The organism is Stenotrophomonas sp. IS26, assembly GCF_054188265.1.
In genome coordinates this window covers 18,673-38,902 of the sequence record NZ_JBSZJV010000010.1, presented here as the reverse complement: position 1 = coordinate 38,902, position 20,230 = coordinate 18,673, and the positions used below count along the sequence as shown (strand labels likewise).

Here is a 20,230-nt window from a genome sequence, read left to right as displayed (position 1 = left end):
GCTGCGTGGGTGAGGAGAGACACCCCCGCAGCGCGGCGATCCGCTTGTCCGGACCGCGAAGGTCTAGCGGCGCTCACCGCGTGGGGTGTGACGTTATCCCGGTAGCCCGGTCGCATTGCGACCGGGCTTTTTTTTTATTCGCTCGGCGGCGTGGTCGGCTTGGCTTCGCTGCCGAAGCTGCCCTCGGCTTCGGCGGCGAGATAGGCGAATACGGTGTAGGCCGCCACGTTCTGCGCCAGTGCGGCCGGGTCGATCTTGTCGAGCGTGTCGTCTGCGGTGTGGTGCAGGTGGAAGTAGTCGCTGCCGTCCTGCGCCAGCCATGCCCAGGCGCCGCCCTTGGCCGCCAGCGGACCCACGTCCGGGCCCGGGCCACCCTTGTCGGCGGCGTACTCGATGCCGAGCGGCTTGAGCACCTCGGCGATCTGGCGGGTGGCTTCGCGCGAGGTGGCCGGGTTCGGTGAGCCGGTGTTGAAGGCGTAGATGCGGCCCGCGCCGAAATCGCTCTCGGCCGCGAGCTGGTGCAGCACCACATCCTTGGCGTGCGCTTCGGCATACGCTTTGCCGCCGTACAGGCCCTGCTCCTCGTTGGCGAAGGCGATCACGCGGATGGTGCGCTTGGGCGCCTGCTTGAGCTGGCCGATCAGATGGCCGGCCGCCATGGTGATGCCCACGCCGGCGCCGTCATCCACCGCGCCGGTGCCCAGGTCCCAGGAATCGAGGTGACCGCCGATCACCACCACTTCCTTGGGCAGGCTGCGCCCGGTGATCTCGCCGATCACGTTGTACGAGGTCGCCTTGCCGTCCCAGCCGCAATCCAGGCTGAGTTTGAGCGTGGTGCTGCCGAGCGCGACCAGGCGCGCCAGCTGGTTGGCATCGGGCACCGACAGCGCGGCAGCCGGGACCGGGGTCAGGCCGTCATCGAAGCGGGTGATGCCGGTGTGCGGCACGCGGTGCGAATCGGTGCCGGCCGAGCGCATCACGAAGCCGATCGCGCCCTTGCGGATCGCCTCGGACGGGCCCTTGCTGCGCACCGCGCCACCGTTGCCGTAATCACGGCCATCGCGGTAGGCGGTCATCTGGTAATCGACGAAGGCGATCTTGCCCTTCAGCGAGCCGGCCGGCGCGGCCTGCAGCGCGGCCAGATCGGCGAAGCGCACCACCTCGGCCTCCACCGTGCCGCCCGGGCTGCCGCCCAGTGCGGTGATGGTCAGCGGCTGGGCGTGCTTGCCCATCACTTCGGCGTGCTCACTGCGGCGCTCCCACTTGGGGAAGGTGACCGGCTCGGTCCAGACCTTGTCGAAGCCCAGTGATTTGAACTTCGCCACCGCCCAGGCCACGGCGCGTGCGTCGGCTTCACTGCCGGCGATGCGCGGGCCGATCTCGGTGGTCAGCGATTCGACCACCTTCCAGCCGGTGTCGTCCTTGAGGGCCTGCTCGCGCAGCTCGGCGGCGGTGGCCAGCGAGGTCGGCGGCAGCGTGGTGATACCGGTCGCCGCGAACGCGGGCGCGGCCAGCAGGGCGAGGGAAGATGCGATGGCAAGGACGCGGCGACGCATGGACGAACTCCGGGAAACGGGGCGGAAGCGTCCGAGCTTACCAGCCTCTCCCGCACGCACATGGGCGGGACGTCATGCTCCGGCAGATACTGTTTTCCAAAAGCGAAAGCCCCGCCGGGGGGGCTTTCGGCACCACCGGTGGTGCTGCCTCAGTGCTTGAGGTTGTCGCGGATCTCGCGCAGCAGCAGCACTTCTTCACTCGGCGCCGCCGGGGCGGCCGGCTCGGCCTGCTTCTTGCGGGCCAGGCGGTTGATGAACTTGACCACCATGAAGATCGCAAAGGCCACGATCACGAACTGCACCACGGTGTTGAGGAAATCGCCGTAGCCGATCACTACCGCCGGAATCTCTTTGCCATCGGCGGCAATCCGGGCCGGGGCGAGGGTCCAGGCCAGCTCGGAGAAGTCCACCCGGCCGATCATCCAGCCCAACGGCGGCATGATGATCTTGTCCACCAGTGCGGTGACGATCTTGCCGAACGCCGCACCGATGACCACACCCACGGCCAGATCGATGACGTTGCCACGCATGGCGAATTCTTTGAACTCAGTCAGTACACCCATCGGGCTCTCCTGTCGCAGTGGGGAAAAAGACGCAGCAGCGTAACGCAGCGGATGTCATCCAGCGATGATGCCGTGGCGCTCGGCCACGTTTTCCAGGCGCGCGCTGAAACGGTCGCCCGGCTTCAATGCGGCCACGCCCGAGGGCGTGCCCATGAAGACCAGATCGCCCGCGCGCAGTGCCCACAGCTTGGAGAGCTCGTGCAGGATCTCCGGCACGTTCCAGATCATCTGGTCCAGCAGTGATTGCTGACGCACCTCGCCATTGATCTCCAGCGACAGATTGAGGGCGGCCAGATCGCCGACTTCACCGGCCGGCACCAGCTCGCTCACGGGGGCGGACTGGTCAAAACCCTTGGCCGGATCCCACGGGTGGCCCTTGGCTTTGGCCTGCGCCTGCAGATCGCGGCGGGTCAGGTCCAGGCCGACGCCGTAGCCGAACACCAGCGCCTCGGCCTGGTCGACCGGCAACTCGCCGGCAGGCGCGTCCTTGCCGATCGCCACCACCAGCTCCACCTCGTGGTGCAGGTCCTGGGTGGCGAGCGGGTAGGGGATCACATCGTCATGGCCGACCACGATCGCATCGGCCGGCTTGCTGAAGAACATCGGGCGGCCGCGATCGTCGGCTGACGGCACCGCCGCGCCCATTTCGCGCGCGTGATCAGCGAAATTGCGGCCCACACAGTAGATGCGACGCACCGGGAAGGTACCGCCGCCGGCGACCGGAATGCGGGGCTGCTCGGGCGTGGGGATTACATCGGTCATGCGCGCGTCCTGTGGAGAGGTTTCGCCGCAGTCTAGAGCGTTTTCCCGCCGCCACAAACAGAAACGGCCGCGCAGGGCGCGGCCGTCATCAGGAGCAATGCGCGTGGATCAACGCGACATCGGCAAGGCCTGCTTGCGGACCACCCGGTACTCGCCGTCCACGACCTGCGACGGAACGGTGCGCGCACTCTTGCGCTGGGCGAGCAGCTTCCATGCCAGACCGGCGATGATCATCGCCGCGCCCACGAACACACCCACGAACACCAGCGCGGCCAGGATCGCCAGGCCCAACAGACCGACCGCGACGCGCACCAACGGGTGGCGCGGCTTGCGCGGCGCGAACAGGGCACGGAACTGGTTGAACTGGAAGATGCGGCTGTACATGGCACTCTTTTTGGCTGAGGTCAGCAGTGGACGAGTATCCGTGCTGGCTTTTGTCATTGAGTGAAAAAGTCGTTAAACGTACCGCGTGTTCATTTCAAATCAATGACTTGTATTCATCCGGGAGCCAGTGACATGAGTGCGTGAGACACTGTGCTTCCACTGCCTGTTGTAGATGCCATGTCCGTTCCAGAGTCCACCGCCACTGCCCTCATCGTCCTGGATGCCATGGCCGACGGGGGTTTCGCCGAAACCGATGCCACCATTGAGGGCGACAGCGAATCGGTGGTGTTGTACCGCGAGGGTGACCAGGTGCGCGCGTGGCTGAACATCTGCCCGCACGCGGGCCGCCGGTTGGACTGGGCCCCGGGGCAGTTCCTGAAAAGCAAGGACGGCCATCTGGTGTGCGCAGCGCATGGCGCCTCGTTCTCGTTGGACAACGGTGATTGCGTGGCCGGCCCGTGTCGCGGTGATCGCCTGCGCGCGGTGTCCGTGCAGGTGCGCGACGGCCAGGTCTGGCTGGCGTGACAACGACCGGTGGGCCCGGGCCCATCGGTAGGTAGCGACCGTTGGCCGCTACGTCTCAGATGTCGCCCACCGACCGGTAGTGCCGGCCGCTGGCCGGCACGCCCTAGAACATCAGGTTGATCATCAGCACCACCACCGCCGTATAGATCAACGACAGCGGGGCGCCGACCCGCCACAGCTCGCGCGGGGTGTAATTGGCCGGGCCGGTGATCATCGAAATCACCGGGTTGGAGGCCGTCATCAGATTGTTCGAGGCCGACAACGCCACGATCAGCGCAAACGCGGTCGGGCTGCCACCGGCGGCCAGCGCCAGGTTCACCGCGATGGGCACCATCACGATGGTTGCCCCCACGTGGCTGATCACCAGCGAGAACATCGTGGTCAACAGTGCCAGCGCGATTTCCAGCACCCACACCGGGATGCCGGTCGGCAGGCGGTCGATCGTGTGCCCGGCGATCCACGCCGCCGCGCCGCTGCTGTCCATCGCCCAGCCGAGCGGAATCAGCCCGGCCATCATGAATACGGTTTTCCAGTTGATCGAGGCGTAGGCCTCGTCCATGCGCAGCACGCCGGTCAGCAGCATGCCGGCCACGCCGGTCATCAGGGTCAGCGCCACCGGCAGCTTGGAGGTCAGCGCGATCAGGATGGTGATGGCGAAGATGCTCATCGCGATCTTGAATTTGTGCGGCCGCTGCTCACCCTTGGGGTAATCGGTCACCACCACGAAGTCGCGGCTCTTGGCCGCCTGCGCCAGGTCGGTCCAGATGCTGTGGAAGACCAGCATGTCACCCGCGCGCAGGGCCACATTGCGCACGTCCTCGCGGATCACCTGCTTGTCGCGGTTGATCGCCAGCAGGCTGATGCCGCGCTGCTTGCGCAGGCGCAGATCCGAAGCGCTCTTGCCGATCACATCGGAGGTGGGCGGCACCACCGCTTCGGAAATGCCGGCGCGGCTCGGGTTGAACAGATCACCCAGGTGCTTCAGCCGCGAGGACATCCGCAGGAACTGGTTCTGCGCGAAATCGCTGACCTGCTGGCGCGCGCCCATCACGCCCAGCACGCTGCCGACCCAGATCCGCATCTCCGCTGGCGGCGCCAGGCGGGTGTCGTTACCGGTCTTGAGCGCCAGCAGCAGCGGCGCATCGTGCACGTTCTCGGCCTCGCCCAGGGTCATGCCGACCAGCGGGCTCTCGGCGGTGACCACCAGTTCGAACACATCGCCTTCGATGCCGTAGGTCTTGGCGAAGTAGCTCTCGGTGCGCGACGGGGTGACGCCGTCGTTGGCCAGCGTCTCTTCCTCCACCAGCTTGCGATCACCGAAGTAGCGGAAATACAGCAGCGAGGCGATCAGCAGGGCCACGCCGATCGGTAGCGGCGCGAACATGCGCAGCGGCTCGATGGTGGCCAGGCCCGAGGGCAGGTTGTTGTTGGCCGAGGCCAGCAGATCGTTGAGCAGGATCAGTGGCGAGTTGCCGACCATGGTCAGCGCACCGCCCATCACGATGGCCGCGGCGATCGGCAGCAGCAGGCGCTGCAGCGTCAGCCCGGTGCGCGCGGCCAGCCGCGAGGCGACCGGCAGGTACAACGCCATCACCGAGGGGTTCTGCATGAACGAAGAGTTCAAGCCGGCGATCGCGGTGGTCATCATCAGCAGGCGTGTTTCCACGCCATGCCCGCGCCGCAGCAGCCAGGCCGCCAACCGGTTCAGCGCCCCGGTGCGGTCCAGGCCCGCGCCGAGGATGGTGGTGGCGATGATGCTCATCACCGCGTTACCGGAGAAGCCACCGAAGATTTCTTCCGGAGCAATCAGGCCAGTGACGCCGAGCACCACCAGCACCACCAGTGCCACCACGTCGGCGCGGATGCGCTCGAACAGAAACATCGCCATCGTGAAGCCGACCAGCCCCAGAACGAGCTTCATGTCGGTAGTCAGCGTCAGCGCGGTATCCATGGGGTGGCGCGGTTCCTTGTCGGATCAGGTGCGGTCGTACAACAGGTCCCACACGCCATGGCCGAGCTTCTGGCCACGGGTTTCGAAGTGGGTCTGCGGGCGCCATTCCGGCCGCTCGACCTGCCCACGCGGGCCGGCGCGGTTGGTCAGCCCGGCAGTGGCGTCGAGCACGTCCCACATCTGCTCGGCATAGTCTTCCCAGTCCGTGGCGCAGTGCAGGCGCCCACCGACGCGCAGCTTACGCACCAACAGGTCGGCAAAGCCAGGCTGGATCAGGCGACGCTTGTTGTGGCGCTTCTTGTGCCACGGGTCCGGGAAATAGATGCGCACTTCATCCAGCGCGCCATCGGCGATTTCCTTTTCCAGTACCTCCACGGCATCGTGGTGGTACAGGCGCACGTGGCCGGCGTTGTCGTCGGCCAGGGCGTTGAGCAGGCGACCCACGCCGGGCGCGTGCACTTCCAGCCCGATGTAATCGCGGCTGGGGTCCTGCTGCGCGGCGAAACGCAGCGCGGCGCCATTGCCGAAGCCGATTTCCAGCACCTTGTGCGCATCGCGCCCGAAGGTGGCATCCAGATCGCGCGGCTCGCCGGTGAAATCCAGCCCGAAGCGCGGCCAGCGGTCATCGAACGCGCGCTGCTGGGCGGGGGTGAAGCGCCCTTGGCGCAGCACGAAACTGCGGACCTCGCGGCGGCCTTCGGTGATGGTGAAGGGCTTGGGCGGTGCCTTGGCACCGGCGCTGTCGAAAGGATTGGTCATCAGCCGATCAACCCGTCGATCGGTGAGGACGCACTGGCGTAGCGCTTGCGCGGAATGCGCCCGGCCAGGAAAGCCTCGCGGCCGGCTTCCACGGCCTTGCGCATCGCGCTGGCCATCAGGATCGGGTTGCGCGCGCCGGCGATGGCGGTGTTCATCAGCACGCCGTCGCAGCCCAGTTCCATCGCGATGGCCGCATCGGAGGCGGTGCCCACGCCGGCATCGACGATGATCGGCACCTTGGCGTCTTCGATGATCTGCAGCAGGTTGTACTTGTTCTGGATGCCCAGGCCCGAGCCGATCGGCGCGGCCAGCGGCATCACCGCCGCGCAGCCGATCTCTTCCAGGCGCTTGGCCAGGATCGGGTCATCGGAGGTATAGACCATCACCTCGAAGCCGTCCTTGACCAGTTGCTCGGCCGCCTTGAGGGTCTGCACCACATCCGGGTACAGGCTTTTCTGGTCGCCCAGCACTTCCAGCTTGGTCAGGTTGTGGCCGTCCAGCAGTTCGCGGGCCAGCCGGCAGGTGCGCACGGCGTCTTCGGCGGTGTAGCAGCCGGCGGTGTTGGGCAGGATGGTGTAACGGTCCGGCGGCAGCACATCGAGCAGGTTCGGCTCGCCCGGGTTCTGCCCGATGTTGGTGCGGCGGATCGCGACGGTGACGATCCGGGCGCCTGCGGCCTCGGTGGCCAGGCGGGTTTCTTCCAGATCCTTGAACTTGCCGGTGCCGGTGAGCAGGCGGGAAGCATAGGTCTTGCCGGCGATCACCAGCGAATCAGTGGGGGCAGGTGCATTCATGGCCGGAATTATCGCCTATCGCGCGTCACGATGCTGCCTCAGCCGCCGCCCAGCGCATGCACGATCTCGACCACGTCGCCCTCGCGCAGGGGGTGGCTGGCGTGCTGGCTGCGGGTGACGATCTCGCCATTGACCTCGACCGCCACGCGGCGCTCGAGCAGGTCCTCGCTGCGCAGCAGGTCGTGGACGGTGGCGGTGTGCGGAAGCTGGCGGTTCTCGCCGTTGAGCTGGATGTTCATGACGGTATTGTCCCGCAATCACTCCACAGTGCGTACCCTGTGCGCCCCGCGGCAGAGGTGCCGCGAGCGTCAGGCCAATGATGGCCGGGCGGCGGGCTGCCGTGCGTCATGCCGCAGCGCAGCGTGATGCCGGCGAGGTGCAGTGGAAACATGGCACCGTGCGCCGGCGTACGTCCGCCGTCTTCCCCACCCTAAAGGAATTCTCATGTTGCTCAGCAAACGCCCGATCCGTTCCCTCATGGCCGTGGCCATCGCCCTGGCCGCGATGCCGGCCATGGCGCAGTCGCCGTACACCAAGACCGTCTTCATCGGCGACAGCCTGACCGATGCGGGCTACTTCCGCCCGCTGCTGCCGGCCGCGGTGCAGCCGGTGACGGGCCAGTTCACCACCAACCCGGGCTGGACCTGGGCACAGCATGTGGCCAGCTACTACGGCACCAACGGCGCTGCCCACGGCAACGGCCAGAACGGTGACAATTACGCCATCGGCGGCGCTCGTGTCGGTGTGGACACCAGCCAGGTGCTCGCCCCGGGTACCCCGGCCGTGCCGGTGTACTCGCTCAAGACCCAGACCGCGCAGTACCTGGCGGCCAACGGTGGCAAGGCCGACCCGAACGCGCTGTACACCGTGTGGGGCGGTGCCAATGACCTGTTCGCGATCCAGGCCGGTGCGCCGCTGGTCTCCACGCTGACCAATGCCGTCACCGACCAGGTCGGCATCGTCGGCACGCTGAAGGCGGCTGGCGCCGAATACATCGTGGTCCCGACCATTCCGGACGTCGGCCTGACCCCGGGCGCCCGCGCCGGTGGCCCGGCCGGCATGGCCGCCGGTACCGCGCTGGCCAAGGCCTACAACGATGCCCTGTTCGGTGGCCTGAAGGCCGCGGGCCTGCAGGTGATTCCGGTGGATACCTTCCACATCCTGCAGGAAATCGTCGCCAACCCGGGCCAGTACGGCTTCGTCAACGTGACCAGCCCGGCCTGCACCACGGCCTCGTCGCTGACCTGCAACCCGACCAGCTATGTCACCCCGAACGCGGCCAACAGCTACGTGTTCGCCGATGGCGTGCACCCGACCACCGCCACGCACCAGATGCTGGGCGAGTACACCCTGTCGATCCTGGAAGCCCCGCGCAACCAGCAGATCCTGACCCACTCGGCACAGACCATCGGCCGCTCGCGCGCTGACCAGGTCAGCTGGCACGTGGATGGCCGTCCGGCCGACGGCCTGAGCTGGTGGGGCAACCTGCGCGGCGACATGCAGCGCTACGCCCACGCCGATCTGTATGACGGCATGGCCCCGGCCGGCCTGTTCGGTGTGGATTGGGCGCGTGACGGCATGGTGGTCGGCGGCTTCGCCGGCTATGGCCGCATGGACGCCGATTTCGGCAACAACAAGGGCGACTTCACCCAGTCCGATACCACGCTGGGCCTGTTCGCCGGCTGGTATGGCGAGCGCGCCTGGGTCAATGGCCAGCTCAGCTACAGCTGGCTGGATTACGACGTGACCCGCAAGCTGCAGCTCGGCCCGGCAACGCGCATCCACAAGGGCTCGCCGGAAGGCAGCAACCTGACCGCCGCGTTGAACGCCGGCTACGAGTTCGGCACCGAAGGCGGCTTCCGCCACGGTCCGGTCGCCGCCGTGATCTGGCAGAAGGTCAAGCTGGACGGCTACACCGAGTCCAACCTGAGCGCCTCGGCGTTGGGCTATGGCGACCAGGATACGGATTCGACCGTCGGCCGCGTCGGCTGGCAGGCCCGCTTCGATGGCGGCAACGTCAAGCCTTACGTGCAGGTCACCTATGACCACGAGTTCGAGGACAGCAAGCAGGCCAGCGCCTGGCTGCAGACCATGCCGGACGTGGGCATGTACAAGGTGCCGGGCCTGGCGTTCGACAAGAACTACGCCACCGCCGTGCTGGGTGCGCGCCTGAACCTGTGGGGCCTGAGCAGCAACATCGGCATGAGCACCACCACGATGCAGAAGCGTGCACGTGACGTGTCGCTGTTCGCCAGCTTCGGCGGCAGCTTCTGATCCCACGTGCGCAGCGCCCGCCCGCGGGCGCCGTGCATGGCGGCAGAAGAGCGTGAAACAACGGGCGGCGCAGTGCCGCCCGTTGCGTTTGAGGGCCCCGCCCGAATAGACTTACGCCGCGCCTTGCGGGTGTAGCTCAATGGTAGAGCTGTAGCTTCCCAAGCTACTGACGAGGGTTCGATTCCCTTCACCCGCTCCACGCGTCACCTTCCCAGGCCAAGCGTCATCGCACGCGCGATGCCTCGAAGGTGAAAGGGTCGCCCCGATCAGGAAAGCGCAGCAGATAACGCGCAACGCGTGTCTTGCCATCCGACAGCAGATAGTCCACCTGCAGGCCACTTGGGTCGGTTTCCATGCCCGGGCCCAGATAGGTATTGCTCGGATAACTGAATCCATTGCCCGCCGCCTTCTGTAGGGCGACGCAACTGCCAAAGAGCGGGGGCAGGGTGTACAGGTGCTCACCCTGCAACAGCACCACCAGCGTGTAGCGACCGCCTTTACCACTGCTCACATACTGCATGTCCAGGCACACCGACGTGCCGTGCTGCCAGGCGGTGACGTTGGCCAGATTCTCCGGGTCGATAGGGGTGCCGCTGGGCCAGTTCGGTGGTGCAAGACGGACAGCGCTGCGTAATGGCCACCGCCGCGTACCGACCATCAGCGCCTGGCCATCGAAGGCAATGTCGGGTGCGCCATCGGCCGGGTTCATCTGCAAGGTGCCCGGAACGATCCAATCGGTTGCATCGTAGCGCCGCAGGGCCTGCGTCATCGAGGTGGTCCACAGACACTCGCGCGGTGCGTCCGTGCAGGGCTTGTCGAGTGCGGTTCCCTTTCCCTCGAACAGGGGATCGCCCAACGACCTGTAGAAGTCGCTGTAGCCCGTGAAACGGGCAGGCTCGGCATGCGTGCCCGCTGAGAGCAGAACCCCGAGCAGGGCCGCGAAACAATGACGGGTGGGAGGCGTGGTCATCCGTGTTGCCGGGGCATCTGTGTGGGTTCCCATTATTGTGGAACAACCGCTGGATGCGCGCCGCAGCATCGCCAGGGTGGCCCGTCATCGCGGCCAACGCACCGCACGCTATGCTTCGCGCTTTCCTGCCCCCTGCGCCGCGATGAAACTCGCCATCCTGTCCCGCAACAGCAAGTTGTACTCCACGCGTCGCCTGGTGGAGGCCGCGCGTGCGCGGGGCCATACCGTGCGCATCCTCGATCCGTTGCGCTGTTACATGCGCATCGCCGCGGACGGCTTCACCATGCATTACAAGGGGCGGCCGATTACCGGGGTGGACGCGGTGATCCCGCGCATCGGTGCCTCGGTCACCCGCTACGGGACGGCCGTGCTGCGTCAGTTCGAGATGATGGGCGCCCGCACGCCCAACCCCTCCGACGCCATCCTGCGCGCCCGCGACAAGCTGCGCGCCCACCAGATCCTGGCCTCCAAGGGCATCGACATGCCGGTCACGGTGTTCGGCGACAACCCCGATGACACCGTCGATCTGCTCTCGATGCTGGGCCCGCCGCCGCATGTGGTGAAGCTCAACGAGGGCACCCAGGGCCGCGGCGTCATCCTGACCGAGAAAGCCAGCGCCTCGCGCGGCATCGTGGAGGCACTGCGCGGGCTCTACGCCAACTTCCTGATGCAGGAGTTCATCGGCGAGGCGCAGGGCGCCGACCTGCGCTGCCTGGTGGTCGGCGATCAGGTGGTCGGGGCGATGCAACGGCAGGCGCCAGAGGGGGATTTCCGCTCCAATCTGCATGCCGGGGGCAGCGCCCGGGCCGCCAAGGCCAGCCGGGCCGAGCAGCTGGTGGCGGTGCGCTCGGCCAAGGCGCTGGGCTTGGGCGTGGCCGGCGTGGACCTGATCCGCTCCAGCCGCGGCCCGCTGGTGCTGGAGGTCAACTCCACCCCCGGGCTGGAAGGCATCGAGGCGATCTGCCAGGCCGATCTTGCCGGGCGCATCATTGATCATGTCGCTTCCTTGAAAAAACCTGCAAATACAAAGGGTTGATGCGGTATTCCAAGGTGGGGCAGGGCCTTAACATCGGTTTAATCGGCCCCGGCGTAGGCTCTGTCGAACCGCAGCTCTGCCCTCCTCAGCAGGATCGGTAATCGGGAAACACCTTCAGGCCCGGTCAGCGTCAGCTGTCCGGGCCTTTTTCTGGCCGGCAGCTCCGTTTTCCCCTGCCATCGGTAACTTGTAGGAAGCCTTTCATCCTCGTAGAGTTGGCTCTCATTCATTTTCGGATAAGGAAGTCAGGGATGTCTCGATTGACCGTTATTGCCCTGCTGGGCTGCTTGTCCTTCGCCGTCCATGCCAAGCCGACCGCGGAAGCCGCCGTCACGCTGACCGCTGATGCCCCTGCCGCCCAGCAGCTGACCAGCGTCGAAAACGCACTGCGCAGTGAGGAGTACAGCGAGATGACCCTGGAAAACCGGAGCCGCGTGCAGGCGGCCCTGAACCGGATCCGGGTAAAGCTGGGCAGCAATGAGCGCGTGGACCAGCTTCCGCCACTGCAGCGCACGGATGTGTTCAATGACCAGGAACTCATCAACACCTTGATGAGCACCGCCAAGGAAGACAGCCGGATGGTCTGCCGCAGCGAACGGCCGACCGGCAGCAACCGGCCGCAGCGTGTCTGCGCCACAGTTGCCCAGCGACGCATTGCGACGGAAAGCGCCAAGAACATGATGCGTGAGCTTCAGCCCGCGCAGTCGAATCAGCGCTGAGTTTTGACGCTGCGCCAGCATTCGACGGTGTCTAATGTTAAGAATCGACGCTGTATGGTCAGCTTGAGGTCGCGCAGTCCCCTTCCACATGCTGCCCTGCGGCTCCGTTCTTTCCGTTGAACCCCACGAATCAGAGGTCCCAGTGCGAATTCTCGTCATCGAAGACAACAGCGACATTGCCGCCAACCTGGGCGATTACCTCGAAGACCGCGGTCACACCGTGGACTTCGCAGCCGATGGCGTCACCGGCCTGCACCTGGCGGTCGTCCATGAGTTCGACGCGATCGTGCTGGACCTCAACCTGCCCGGCATGGATGGGATCGAGGTCTGCCGCAAGCTGCGCAACGAGGCGCGCAAGCAGACCCCGGTGCTGATGCTGACGGCGCGCGATTCCCTGGACAACAAACTGGCCGGCTTCGATTCCGGCGCCGATGACTACCTGATCAAGCCGTTCGCGCTGCAGGAAGTGGAGGTGCGTCTGAACGCCCTGTCGCGTCGCGGCAAGGGCGTGCAGACCCGCGTGCTGGAAACCGGCGATCTGGAATACAACCTGGACACGCTGGAAGTGCGCCGCCAAGGCAAGCTGCTGCAGCTCAACCCGACCGCACTGAAGATCCTGCAGGCGCTGATGGAGGCCTCGCCGGCCGTCGTCACCCGCCAGGAGCTGGAGACCCGCGTGTGGGGCGAGGAGCTGCCGGATTCGGATTCCCTGCGCGTGCATATCCACGGCCTGCGCGCCGTGGTCGACAAGCCCTTCGAGGTTCCGATGATCCAGACCCGTCATGGCATCGGATACCGCATCGCCGCGCCGGAAGCCTGATCCGGTGACGGGCAGGGGGGGGCGTCGCCGCGCGCCATATCGGCGCCGGCTGCGCAGCCGCATCATCGTCTCGTTCGTGCTGTTGGGCTTCTGCCTGACCACGCTGTTTGCGTTCGCCACCAACTGGACCCGCGCCCGCGTGGAAAACCAGCTGGTCGAAGATGTGATGAATCGCAACATCAACGAGTACGCCAAGCGATTCGCGGCCGATCCCTCGCGCAGTCCCGACCTGCCCGTGCAGCAGATGTACGCGCGGCTGGTCCGCTCGGACAAGTTCGAAGCGCTGCGCCAGGAACAGCCGGACTGGTACGAATTCAACGACGGCATCCACGGCGTCAGCGGCGTGGATGACGGCGGCAAGCCGTTTTCCTACAAGCTTGCGGTGCGTAAAACGCCGGACGTATGGTTCTTCCTCGCCTATGACATGACCGAGAGCATCCGCGGTGAGAGCCAGCTCAACCGCGCGCTGTTCTTCTCGGTGCTGGTGTTCAGCGTGCTGTCGCTGGTGCTGGGCTGGTGGTCCGCCTCCAAGGTGATGAAGCCGGTGTCCGATCTGGCCGCCCGCCTGCGCGCATATCGCGGTGGCACCAGCGAGCCCGAGCCGCTGGCACCGCGCTTCCCGGACGATGAAGTGGGCCAGCTCGCCCAAGCGCTGGATGACTACTCCGCGCGCCTCACCGAGGTCGTACAGCGCGACCGCGAATTCAATGCGGACGTCAGCCACGAACTGCGCACGCCGCTGGCCGTCATTCGCGGCGCCACCGAACTGCTGCTGACCCGCCCCGATCTCGATCCGAAGGTGCTGCAGCGCCTGCAGCGCATCCAGCGTGCCGAGCAGCAATGTACCGATCTGATCGGTGCGCTGCTGTTGCTCTCGCGCAACGAGCGCGGGCAGGGCAGCAGCAATGTCGCCCGCGTCTCCGAGCAGCTGCTGGATTCGCACCGTGCCCAGCTCGGCGGCAAGCCGCTGGAGCTGATCCTGGAAGGCAACCACGACCTGGTGATCGATGCGCCGGAATCGGCCCTCTCGGTCGCGTTGGGCAACCTGATCGGCAATGCCGTGAAGTACTCCAAGGAAGGCGCGGTGCGCGTGCGCGTGGGCAACAACGCCGTCGAGGTGATCGACAGCGGCCCCGGCCTGAGCGAAGAAGATGCCGCCAAGCTGTTCCAGCGCGGCTATCGCGGAACGCACGCGGGTCATTCGCAGGGTGGGGGTATCGGCCTGTCCATCGTCAGCCGCCTGTGCGATCTCTACGGCTGGCAGGTCAACGTGCGGCCAGGGGCCGGGCGCGGCGTGATTGCCACGCTGACGTTCTCCCCCGCCTGACACGGTAGAGCCGGCCGTTGGTCGGCTCCTCCAGATCTACCGCGCCGCCAACGCCCGATAGGCCCGATCCAGCCGCTCCACATGCGCCTGCAGGTGGTCCGGGTGGCCATCATTGACCACCACATCATCGGCCAATGCCAGGCGCGCCTCGCGGCTGGCCTGGGCGGCGATCATGCGGTCTGCCAAGGCGGTATCGATGCCATCGCGCTGCATCAGCCGTGCATGCTGCACGGCCACCGGCACGTCCACCACCAGGATCCGGTCCAGCCAGGGATACTGCTGGCGGCCACCGGCCTCGGTGAGCAGCGGAATCGCCGCGATCGCATACGGCCCCTCGGCCTGTTCGCAGGTTTCGCGCAGCAACTGACGGATGGCTGGATGGGTGATCGCCTCCAGCGCCTGGCGCTCCTGCGCCGACGCGAAGATGCGGGCCCGCAGCGCGGCACGGTCCAGCTGGCCATCGGCCAGCAGGATGTCGGTGCCGAAGTGGGCGGCGATCCGCGCCAGCCCCTCGCTGCCCGGTGCCACCACCGCGCGTGCGGCCAGGTCGGCATCGGCCACGGTGATGCCCAGCGCCTCGAAGCGGCGGCTCACCTCGCTCTTGCCGGCGGCAATGCCGCCGGTCAGCCCGATCACGAAGCGGCTCATCGCGCGGCCCTCAACGCAGGCCGGCGTAGCTCAGGTAGCCGTCAATCAACGGCTCGCCCCACATGAACACGATCCAGCCGGCAATGGCCAGGTACGGCCCGAACGGGATCGGCGTGGCCCGGTCACGGCCGCGCGAGTACAGCCAGATCGAGCCGATGATCGCGCCCACCACGGACGAGAGCAGGATGATCGGCAGGATGCCCTTGAGCCCGCACCACGCGCCCAGGGCCGCCAGCAGCTTGAAATCGCCGTGGCCCATGCCTTCCTTGCCGGTGATCTGCTTGAACAGCCACCACACCGACCACAGCGACAGATAGCCCGCCAGCGCGCCGAGCAGGGCCGGTTTGGCCGGCATATAGAGGTTGTCGCTGGCCGCGATCAGGCCGAGCCACATCAAGGGCAGGGTCAATTGATCCGGTAACAGCTGGGTACGCAGGTCGATCCCGGACAGCGCCACCAGGAAGCAGCTCAGCACGATCGCACCGAAGCCCTGCCAGCCGAAGCCGAACTGCCAGACGCTGGCGGCCACCAGCACGGCGGTCAGCAGCTCCACCAGCGGATACTGGATCGAGATCGGGGCATGGCAATGCCGGCACTTGCCGCGCAGGGCCAGCCAGCTGAACAGCGGGATGTTCTCGTACCAGGAGAGCTTGTGCTTGCAGTGCGGGCAGTGCGAGGGCTCCACCACGATGCCCGGTGGTGGTGGCTCGTAGATGTCCGGCTCTTCCAGCACCTCGCGCGCATCGCGCTTCCACTCCCACTCCAGCCGCTTGGGCAGGCGCAGGATCACCACGTTGAGGAAACTGCCGATCAGCAGTCCCAGTCCGACCGCGGCGGGGTAGCCGAGACCGGGATGCTGGTCGAGAAATGCCATTGATTAGTTATCCAACTACCGCGCCGAGTTTGAAGATGGGCAGGTACATGCCGATCACCATGCCGCCGACGATGGTACCAATGAACACCATGATGATCGGTTCCAGCAGGCTGCTCAGCGCGTCCACCGCATTGTTGACCTCCTGCTCATAATACTCGGCCACCTTGAACAGCATGGTGTCCAGCGCGCCAGCCTCTTCGCCGATGGCGGTCATCTGCACCACCATGTGCGGGAAGAGGTTGACCTGCTTCATGGCCATGTTGACCGGGTAGCCGACCGACACGTCGTCGCGCATGCGCAGCACCTTCTCCTCGTAGACCTTGTTGCCGGTGGCGCCGGCCACGATGCCGAGCGCCTCCACCAGTGGCACGCCGGCCTTGAAGGTCACGGCGGTGGTGCGGGCGAAGCGGGCGATCGCGCTGTTGTTCATGATCTGGCCGATGACCGGCACCTTGAGGATCACGCGATCCATGGTGTGCTGCATCTTCGGCGAACGCTTGTAGGCATATATGAAGCCGAACAAAGACCCCAGCACCACCGCCAGCATCACCCACCAGTACGACACCATGAAGCGTGAGGCCGCCACGATCATCTGCGTGAACGCAGGGAGCTCGGCGCCGAAGCTCTTGAAGACTTCTTCGAACTGCGGCACGACGAAGAGAAGCAGGATCGCGCTGACGATGATGGCGACTGCAACAATCATCACTGGATAGAACAGCGCCTTCTTGATTTTGCCTTTCAGCGCTTCGATGTTCTCTTTGTAATTGGCGATTGTATCCAACACGGTTTCTAGTACGCCGGCACCTTCGCCTGCTCGAACCAGATTTCGATAGAGCTCATCGAACTGAACTGGGTGTCGGCTGATGGCCTCGTGCAGCGAGGAGCCGCCCTCGATGTCGGTCCGAATCGAGTCGACCAGCTTCCGCATCCGCGGGTTCTTGTGTCCGCTGCCAATGATTTCCAGTGAGCTGACGATGGGCACGCCGGATTTCATCATGATCGCCATCTGGCGACTGAAGAATGCGATGTCTTTGGGGCCAACCGGTGAGCCAGCCGCGCCAAACAATGGCTTGGGCTTCGGCTTGACGACGTTGGGTGTGATCCCCTGCCGCCGCAGTTCTGCGCGCAACAGGTTGGCGTTCTTGGCGGGCTGCTCGCCCTTCATCTTGACGCCGCGCTTGTCGGTCCCCTCCCAAACAAACGGCTGCAACTCCATGGCGCTACGCGCCACGGGCTCTTTCTTGATTGCGCTACGGCTGACAGACATACAGGGCTCCCCAGCCACACCATCCCCAGGCGGGCTATCTCGCCGCATGGTAGCCGGTTCCGGGGGGTGTGGGCAGTCCTGCCGAGCGTCCGGCTTGGGCAGCAGCGCGTACCGGGGGCGTCATAAGGTGACGCAACGGGTCACATTGCCGGATGTGTCGCAAATTGTTGTGTGGGGGGTTCCAATCCTCACGATTGGTGCCATCATTGCGCCGGGGAATGCTGGGGAGCATTGCTGGCACTGTTGGCACGCAACCTGCTTCGATCCACCCGCACGGGCGCCCGCCTCGCTCACCCGGTCCGCCGGTCAGGCAACGGCCCAGTGCCCTATCTATATTTCTACCTCTAGGGGATGTACTCATGAAGAAGCAGCAGGGCTTTACCCTGATCGAACTGATGATCGTTGTGGCGATCATTGCCATCCTGGCCGCCATTGCGCTGCCGGCGTATCAGGACTACACCACCCGTGCAAAGGTGTCGGAAGTAATTGTGATGGCGGCTCCTGCCAAACTGGCAGTTGCTGAGACTGCTTCGAGCCTCGGCGGATTGACTAATGTGACGGCTGCCAACAGCGGTTACACGTTCCCGGGTGCAACCAAGTATGTCTCCGGCATCACCGTTACGGACGCTACCGGCGTCGTCACGGCAACCTCAAGTGTTGGCGGTGCGGTCGGCAATATCGTGCTGACTCCGACCGCAGTTGGTACCACTGGCCAGCTCACCTGGGTGTGCACCACTACGATCACCAATAAAGCCCTCGTACCGGCTGATTGCCGCGGCGCAGCCGCCGGCGGTAGCAGTGGCAGTGGCGCTAGCGGCGGCTGAGAGTAGTCGCTAACTGTTTTATCAACGGGGGGGCATTTTGCCCCCCCGTTGCCCTTTATGGGGAGCGGAAATGAAGGCGCCGCCGAAGAGCGCAGTCTCTACGACTACCTGTGCGCTTGGTGCATCAGGAGCGGTTGTTGGATTTTTACTGGCCTGGTTCTTGGGTCTTAGCGCCGTTCCCAGTTGGCTAATGCTGCTCATAGCATCGGCAGTGCCAATGTGGATCTCTGAGTGGCGTCGCCGCGATGCCAAGATTCTGTCAGCCGTCAACAGGGAGCAGACTCTTGCCGGCGCGATAGTCATTTCGCTGTTGTTTTTGGGTGTGATGCATCTGCAAATTAGGTTCGGAGGAAAGGGGGAGGGTGTCAGCCTCTTCCTCCTTCCTATATCACTCGCATGCATTGCGATGATTGCTGTTGCTGCCGCTGCGCCAAGCGCCTTGAGCGATTCAGTTGCCGCCGCGGGCCGGGCGCTCATATCGCTATCGCAAGCAAGACGTCCGCCACTTCAAGATTTAACAGGGTTGCTCGGGTGGCTTGTCAAAGCCTTGTTTCTGCCTCTGATGCTTGCTTGGTCCTTTGTATGGGTCTCCTCAGCAGCATTTGCATGGGAAAGTGATCCAAGGCTTAACTGGTTCTTCGCCACCATGGCGGTCCTGTATGCCGTCGATACTGCATTCGCCACAATTGGCTACTTATCGACTACCGAAAGGATCGGGGCTCAAATCCGTTCAACCGACAGGACATGGCTCGGGTGGATTGCGGCATTGGTTTGCTATCCGCCGCTGAGTGTTCTTGTTCTCGATACTTGGTTGATTTACAAAGGCGCTCAGAACTGGGTTGAATGGTCATCGGGTTCGTCCCTCTTTTCTTTCTTCTGGGGTGCCGGAATTCTCGCGCTAACGGCGATTTACGTTTGGGCCACCGTCGCGTTCGGGCCGCGCTTCTCCAATTTGACGCACCGGGGCATCATCACGAGTGGTCCCTACAAGTGGTGTAAGCATCCTGCTTATCTAGCAAAGAATCTATCCTGGTGGATGATCTCTGTTCCATTCGTTAATGGGGGTGAGCTCCTTGAGGTTGGTGCACATTGTTCGGCACTGGTGGGAATCAACGCGATTTACTGGGTTCGAGCTTTGACCGAGGAGCGGCATCTGCGTTCTGACCCAACATATGTTGCTTATGCTCAGTGGATCTCAGTAAATGGTGTGTTTGCGCGGATCAAGGTTTTTGCTGCCCGTCGATTAATGACAGCAAGGAGCTAAGTAGTATGCGAATCCTTCTGACTTTCCTTGCGGCGTCATTGCTCGTTGCGTGCACTGACCGTAAGGAGGAGCGGGCGCACTGCATTGAAATGGCGCTGGAGATGCCTCCATTATCGGAGGGTGTTGCGGTCTTCGATGATATGAATGGACACGTTGCCGAGGCTCATTCCGGGGGAACTCTGCGCAACGGTCGGTCGCCTATGGTCATGGCAAGTCTTACCAAACCTCTTGTGGCGCAAGAAATTCGTCGCCGAGTTGCTCGTGGCGAGTTTGAACTCACTCAGTCGTTGGGAGACTTCCACGTATTCTCTGGTCTCTCCCAGGCAACGACGAGAGTGACGATTCAGCAGCTCCTTCAGCATAGAGGTGGCTTCGATCGAGGGTCAGGCGATCCTTTATTTGCAACTGGGTCGTCAAGTTGCCATTCTGCAGCGAGATTGGTCCTTTCGCGAAATACAGATTTTCTGCCGGGCACCGCGACTGTCTATAGCAACGCAGGGTACTGCGTGCTAGGTGAGATACTTCTGGAGTCTGATCGCTCTACTCCGATGAATGCGTCTCTCGAGGTTGCTCTCAACTCGCAATTGGGTGCTGCGGGTGGCTGGGTCGGCTCGCTTCGGGATCTACATGCTGAACTGAAGCAGGGGTTTCCTTTGGTGGAGCTAGACTCTTCTCCAGCGCTGCCAGACGGGTCTCACTACGCATATGGATGGAGAAGTTGGCCTGCCAGCTCAACACATGCTCGTTGGACACACTTTGGTCGACTTCCGGGTATCGTTAGCATAGCTCTGACGGATGGAGGGCGAGATCTGCTGGTTGCTCATTTCCTTGGCGATCCGGCGGATGTTGAAGTTGTGAGTGCGCAGGTAGGTCAGGAGCTCTGGCGATGCATTATTGCTTCTCGGCAGTGAAG

At 64.6% G+C, this 20,230-nt stretch carries 21 protein-coding genes and 1 tRNA gene; 10 read left to right on the top strand and 12 right to left on the bottom strand.

Going from position 1 to position 20,230, the window contains the following annotated elements; genetic code table 11:
* Nucleotides 1-134 precede the first annotated feature (134 nt).
* From ACW6W5_RS10575 to ACW6W5_RS10560, 4 genes are all read right to left on the bottom strand, one after another.
* Nucleotides 135-1,556, bottom strand: coding sequence for a M28 family peptidase (locus tag ACW6W5_RS10575; protein WP_152152499.1), 1,422 nt, complete (start codon nt 1,554-1,556; stop codon nt 135-137).
* 149 nt (nt 1,557-1,705) lie between these two features.
* A complete protein-coding gene (gene mscL / locus ACW6W5_RS10570) occupies nt 1,706-2,119 on the bottom strand; it encodes a large-conductance mechanosensitive channel protein MscL (RefSeq protein WP_121039325.1) in 414 nt (137 codons plus the stop codon).
* 54 nt (nt 2,120-2,173) lie between these two features.
* Complete coding sequence (locus ACW6W5_RS10565) at nt 2,174-2,881, bottom strand: fumarylacetoacetate hydrolase family protein (protein WP_121039322.1); 708 nt, start codon at nt 2,879-2,881, stop codon at nt 2,174-2,176.
* A 108-nt stretch (nt 2,882-2,989) separates the two neighbouring features.
* Nucleotides 2,990-3,265 carry a hypothetical protein gene (locus ACW6W5_RS10560; protein WP_121039319.1) on the bottom strand — a complete coding sequence of 92 codons (276 nt, stop codon included), beginning with the start codon at nt 3,263-3,265 and terminating at the stop codon, nt 2,990-2,992.
* Between the two features lie 177 nt (nt 3,266-3,442).
* On the opposite strand from ACW6W5_RS10560, the gene ACW6W5_RS10555 reads away from it, so the two are divergent.
* Entirely contained in the window at nt 3,443-3,790 is a 348-nt protein-coding gene (locus ACW6W5_RS10555) for a Rieske (2Fe-2S) protein (protein WP_152152497.1), read from the top strand.
* A 103-nt stretch (nt 3,791-3,893) separates the two neighbouring features.
* Here ACW6W5_RS10555 and ACW6W5_RS10550 read toward each other — a convergent pair whose 3' ends face one another.
* Genes ACW6W5_RS10550 through thiS form a run of 4 tightly spaced genes read right to left on the bottom strand, consistent with a single transcriptional unit; the run spans nt 3,894 to nt 7,533 of the window.
* The gene (locus ACW6W5_RS10550) at nt 3,894-5,741 is read right to left on the bottom strand and encodes an SLC13 family permease (RefSeq protein WP_121039313.1); all 1,848 of its coding nucleotides are present in this window, start codon (nt 5,739-5,741) and stop codon (nt 3,894-3,896) included.
* 24 nt (nt 5,742-5,765) lie between these two features.
* Nucleotides 5,766-6,500: a tRNA (guanosine(46)-N7)-methyltransferase TrmB gene (gene trmB / locus ACW6W5_RS10545; RefSeq protein ID WP_152152495.1), complete on the bottom strand. Its 735-nt coding sequence runs from the start codon at nt 6,498-6,500 to the stop codon at nt 5,766-5,768.
* Nucleotides 6,500-7,294, bottom strand: coding sequence for a thiazole synthase (locus ACW6W5_RS10540; protein WP_121039307.1), 795 nt, complete (start codon nt 7,292-7,294; stop codon nt 6,500-6,502). The genes trmB and ACW6W5_RS10540 overlap by 1 nt, the downstream gene beginning before the upstream one ends.
* A 38-nt stretch (nt 7,295-7,332) precedes the next feature.
* Entirely contained in the window at nt 7,333-7,533 is a 201-nt protein-coding gene (thiS, locus tag ACW6W5_RS10535; RefSeq protein WP_121039303.1) for a sulfur carrier protein ThiS, read from the bottom strand.
* Nucleotides 7,534-7,738: 205 nt separating this feature from the next.
* On the opposite strand from thiS, the gene ACW6W5_RS10530 reads away from it, so the two are divergent.
* Together ACW6W5_RS10530 and ACW6W5_RS10525 are read left to right on the top strand one after the other, a co-directional pair.
* Entirely contained in the window at nt 7,739-9,568 is a 1,830-nt protein-coding gene (locus ACW6W5_RS10530; RefSeq protein WP_121039301.1) for an autotransporter outer membrane beta-barrel domain-containing protein, read from the top strand.
* A 125-nt stretch (nt 9,569-9,693) separates the two neighbouring features.
* A tRNA-Gly gene (locus ACW6W5_RS10525) sits at nt 9,694-9,767 on the top strand.
* 24 nt (nt 9,768-9,791) lie between these two features.
* Here ACW6W5_RS10525 and ACW6W5_RS10520 read toward each other — a convergent pair.
* Nucleotides 9,792-10,538 carry a hypothetical protein gene (locus tag ACW6W5_RS10520; RefSeq protein ID WP_152152493.1) on the bottom strand — a complete coding sequence of 249 codons (747 nt, stop codon included), beginning with the start codon at nt 10,536-10,538 and terminating at the stop codon, nt 9,792-9,794.
* 142 nt (nt 10,539-10,680) lie between these two features.
* On the opposite strand from ACW6W5_RS10520, the gene rimK reads away from it, so the two are divergent.
* From rimK to ACW6W5_RS10500, 4 genes are all read left to right on the top strand, one after another.
* Nucleotides 10,681-11,574 carry a 30S ribosomal protein S6--L-glutamate ligase gene (gene rimK / locus ACW6W5_RS10515; RefSeq protein WP_121039296.1) on the top strand — a complete coding sequence of 298 codons (894 nt, stop codon included), beginning with the start codon at nt 10,681-10,683 and terminating at the stop codon, nt 11,572-11,574.
* 251 nt (nt 11,575-11,825) lie between these two features.
* The gene (locus ACW6W5_RS10510; protein WP_121039293.1) at nt 11,826-12,293 is read left to right on the top strand and encodes a cell division protein FtsQ/DivIB; all 468 of its coding nucleotides are present in this window, start codon (nt 11,826-11,828) and stop codon (nt 12,291-12,293) included.
* Nucleotides 12,294-12,435: 142 nt separating this feature from the next.
* On the top strand, nt 12,436-13,113 hold the full coding sequence (locus tag ACW6W5_RS10505; protein ID WP_019183933.1) for a response regulator transcription factor: 678 nt from the start codon (nt 12,436-12,438) through the stop codon (nt 13,111-13,113).
* Complete coding sequence (locus tag ACW6W5_RS10500; protein WP_121039289.1) at nt 13,076-14,440, top strand: sensor histidine kinase; 1,365 nt, start codon at nt 13,076-13,078, stop codon at nt 14,438-14,440. The genes ACW6W5_RS10505 and ACW6W5_RS10500 overlap by 38 nt, the downstream gene beginning before the upstream one ends.
* 36 nt (nt 14,441-14,476) lie before the next feature.
* Here the strand turns inward: ACW6W5_RS10500 and coaE are convergent, their stop codons facing one another.
* From coaE to ACW6W5_RS10485, 3 genes are read right to left on the bottom strand one after another with little or no spacing between them, the layout of a single operon-like run.
* Nucleotides 14,477-15,088: a dephospho-CoA kinase gene (gene coaE / locus ACW6W5_RS10495; protein ID WP_152152491.1), complete on the bottom strand. Its 612-nt coding sequence runs from the start codon at nt 15,086-15,088 to the stop codon at nt 14,477-14,479.
* A 10-nt stretch (nt 15,089-15,098) separates the two neighbouring features.
* Nucleotides 15,099-15,962, bottom strand: a complete 864-nt coding sequence (locus ACW6W5_RS10490; protein ID WP_121039283.1) for a prepilin peptidase — start codon at nt 15,960-15,962, stop codon at nt 15,099-15,101.
* Between the two features lie 7 nt (nt 15,963-15,969).
* The gene (locus tag ACW6W5_RS10485; RefSeq protein WP_152152489.1) at nt 15,970-17,229 is read right to left on the bottom strand and encodes a type II secretion system F family protein; all 1,260 of its coding nucleotides are present in this window, start codon (nt 17,227-17,229) and stop codon (nt 15,970-15,972) included.
* A 359-nt stretch (nt 17,230-17,588) separates the two neighbouring features.
* On the opposite strand from ACW6W5_RS10485, the gene ACW6W5_RS10480 reads away from it, so the two are divergent.
* From ACW6W5_RS10480 to ACW6W5_RS10470, 3 genes are all read left to right on the top strand, one after another.
* Nucleotides 17,589-18,053, top strand: coding sequence for a pilin (locus tag ACW6W5_RS10480; protein ID WP_152152486.1), 465 nt, complete (start codon nt 17,589-17,591; stop codon nt 18,051-18,053).
* 70 nt (nt 18,054-18,123) lie between these two features.
* Complete coding sequence (locus ACW6W5_RS10475) at nt 18,124-19,317, top strand: DUF1295 domain-containing protein (RefSeq protein ID WP_152152485.1); 1,194 nt, start codon at nt 18,124-18,126, stop codon at nt 19,315-19,317.
* A gap of 5 nt (nt 19,318-19,322) precedes the next feature.
* On the top strand, nt 19,323-20,228 hold the full coding sequence (locus ACW6W5_RS10470; RefSeq protein WP_152152482.1) for a serine hydrolase: 906 nt from the start codon (nt 19,323-19,325) through the stop codon (nt 20,226-20,228).
* Nucleotides 20,229-20,230: the final 2 nt, after the last annotated feature.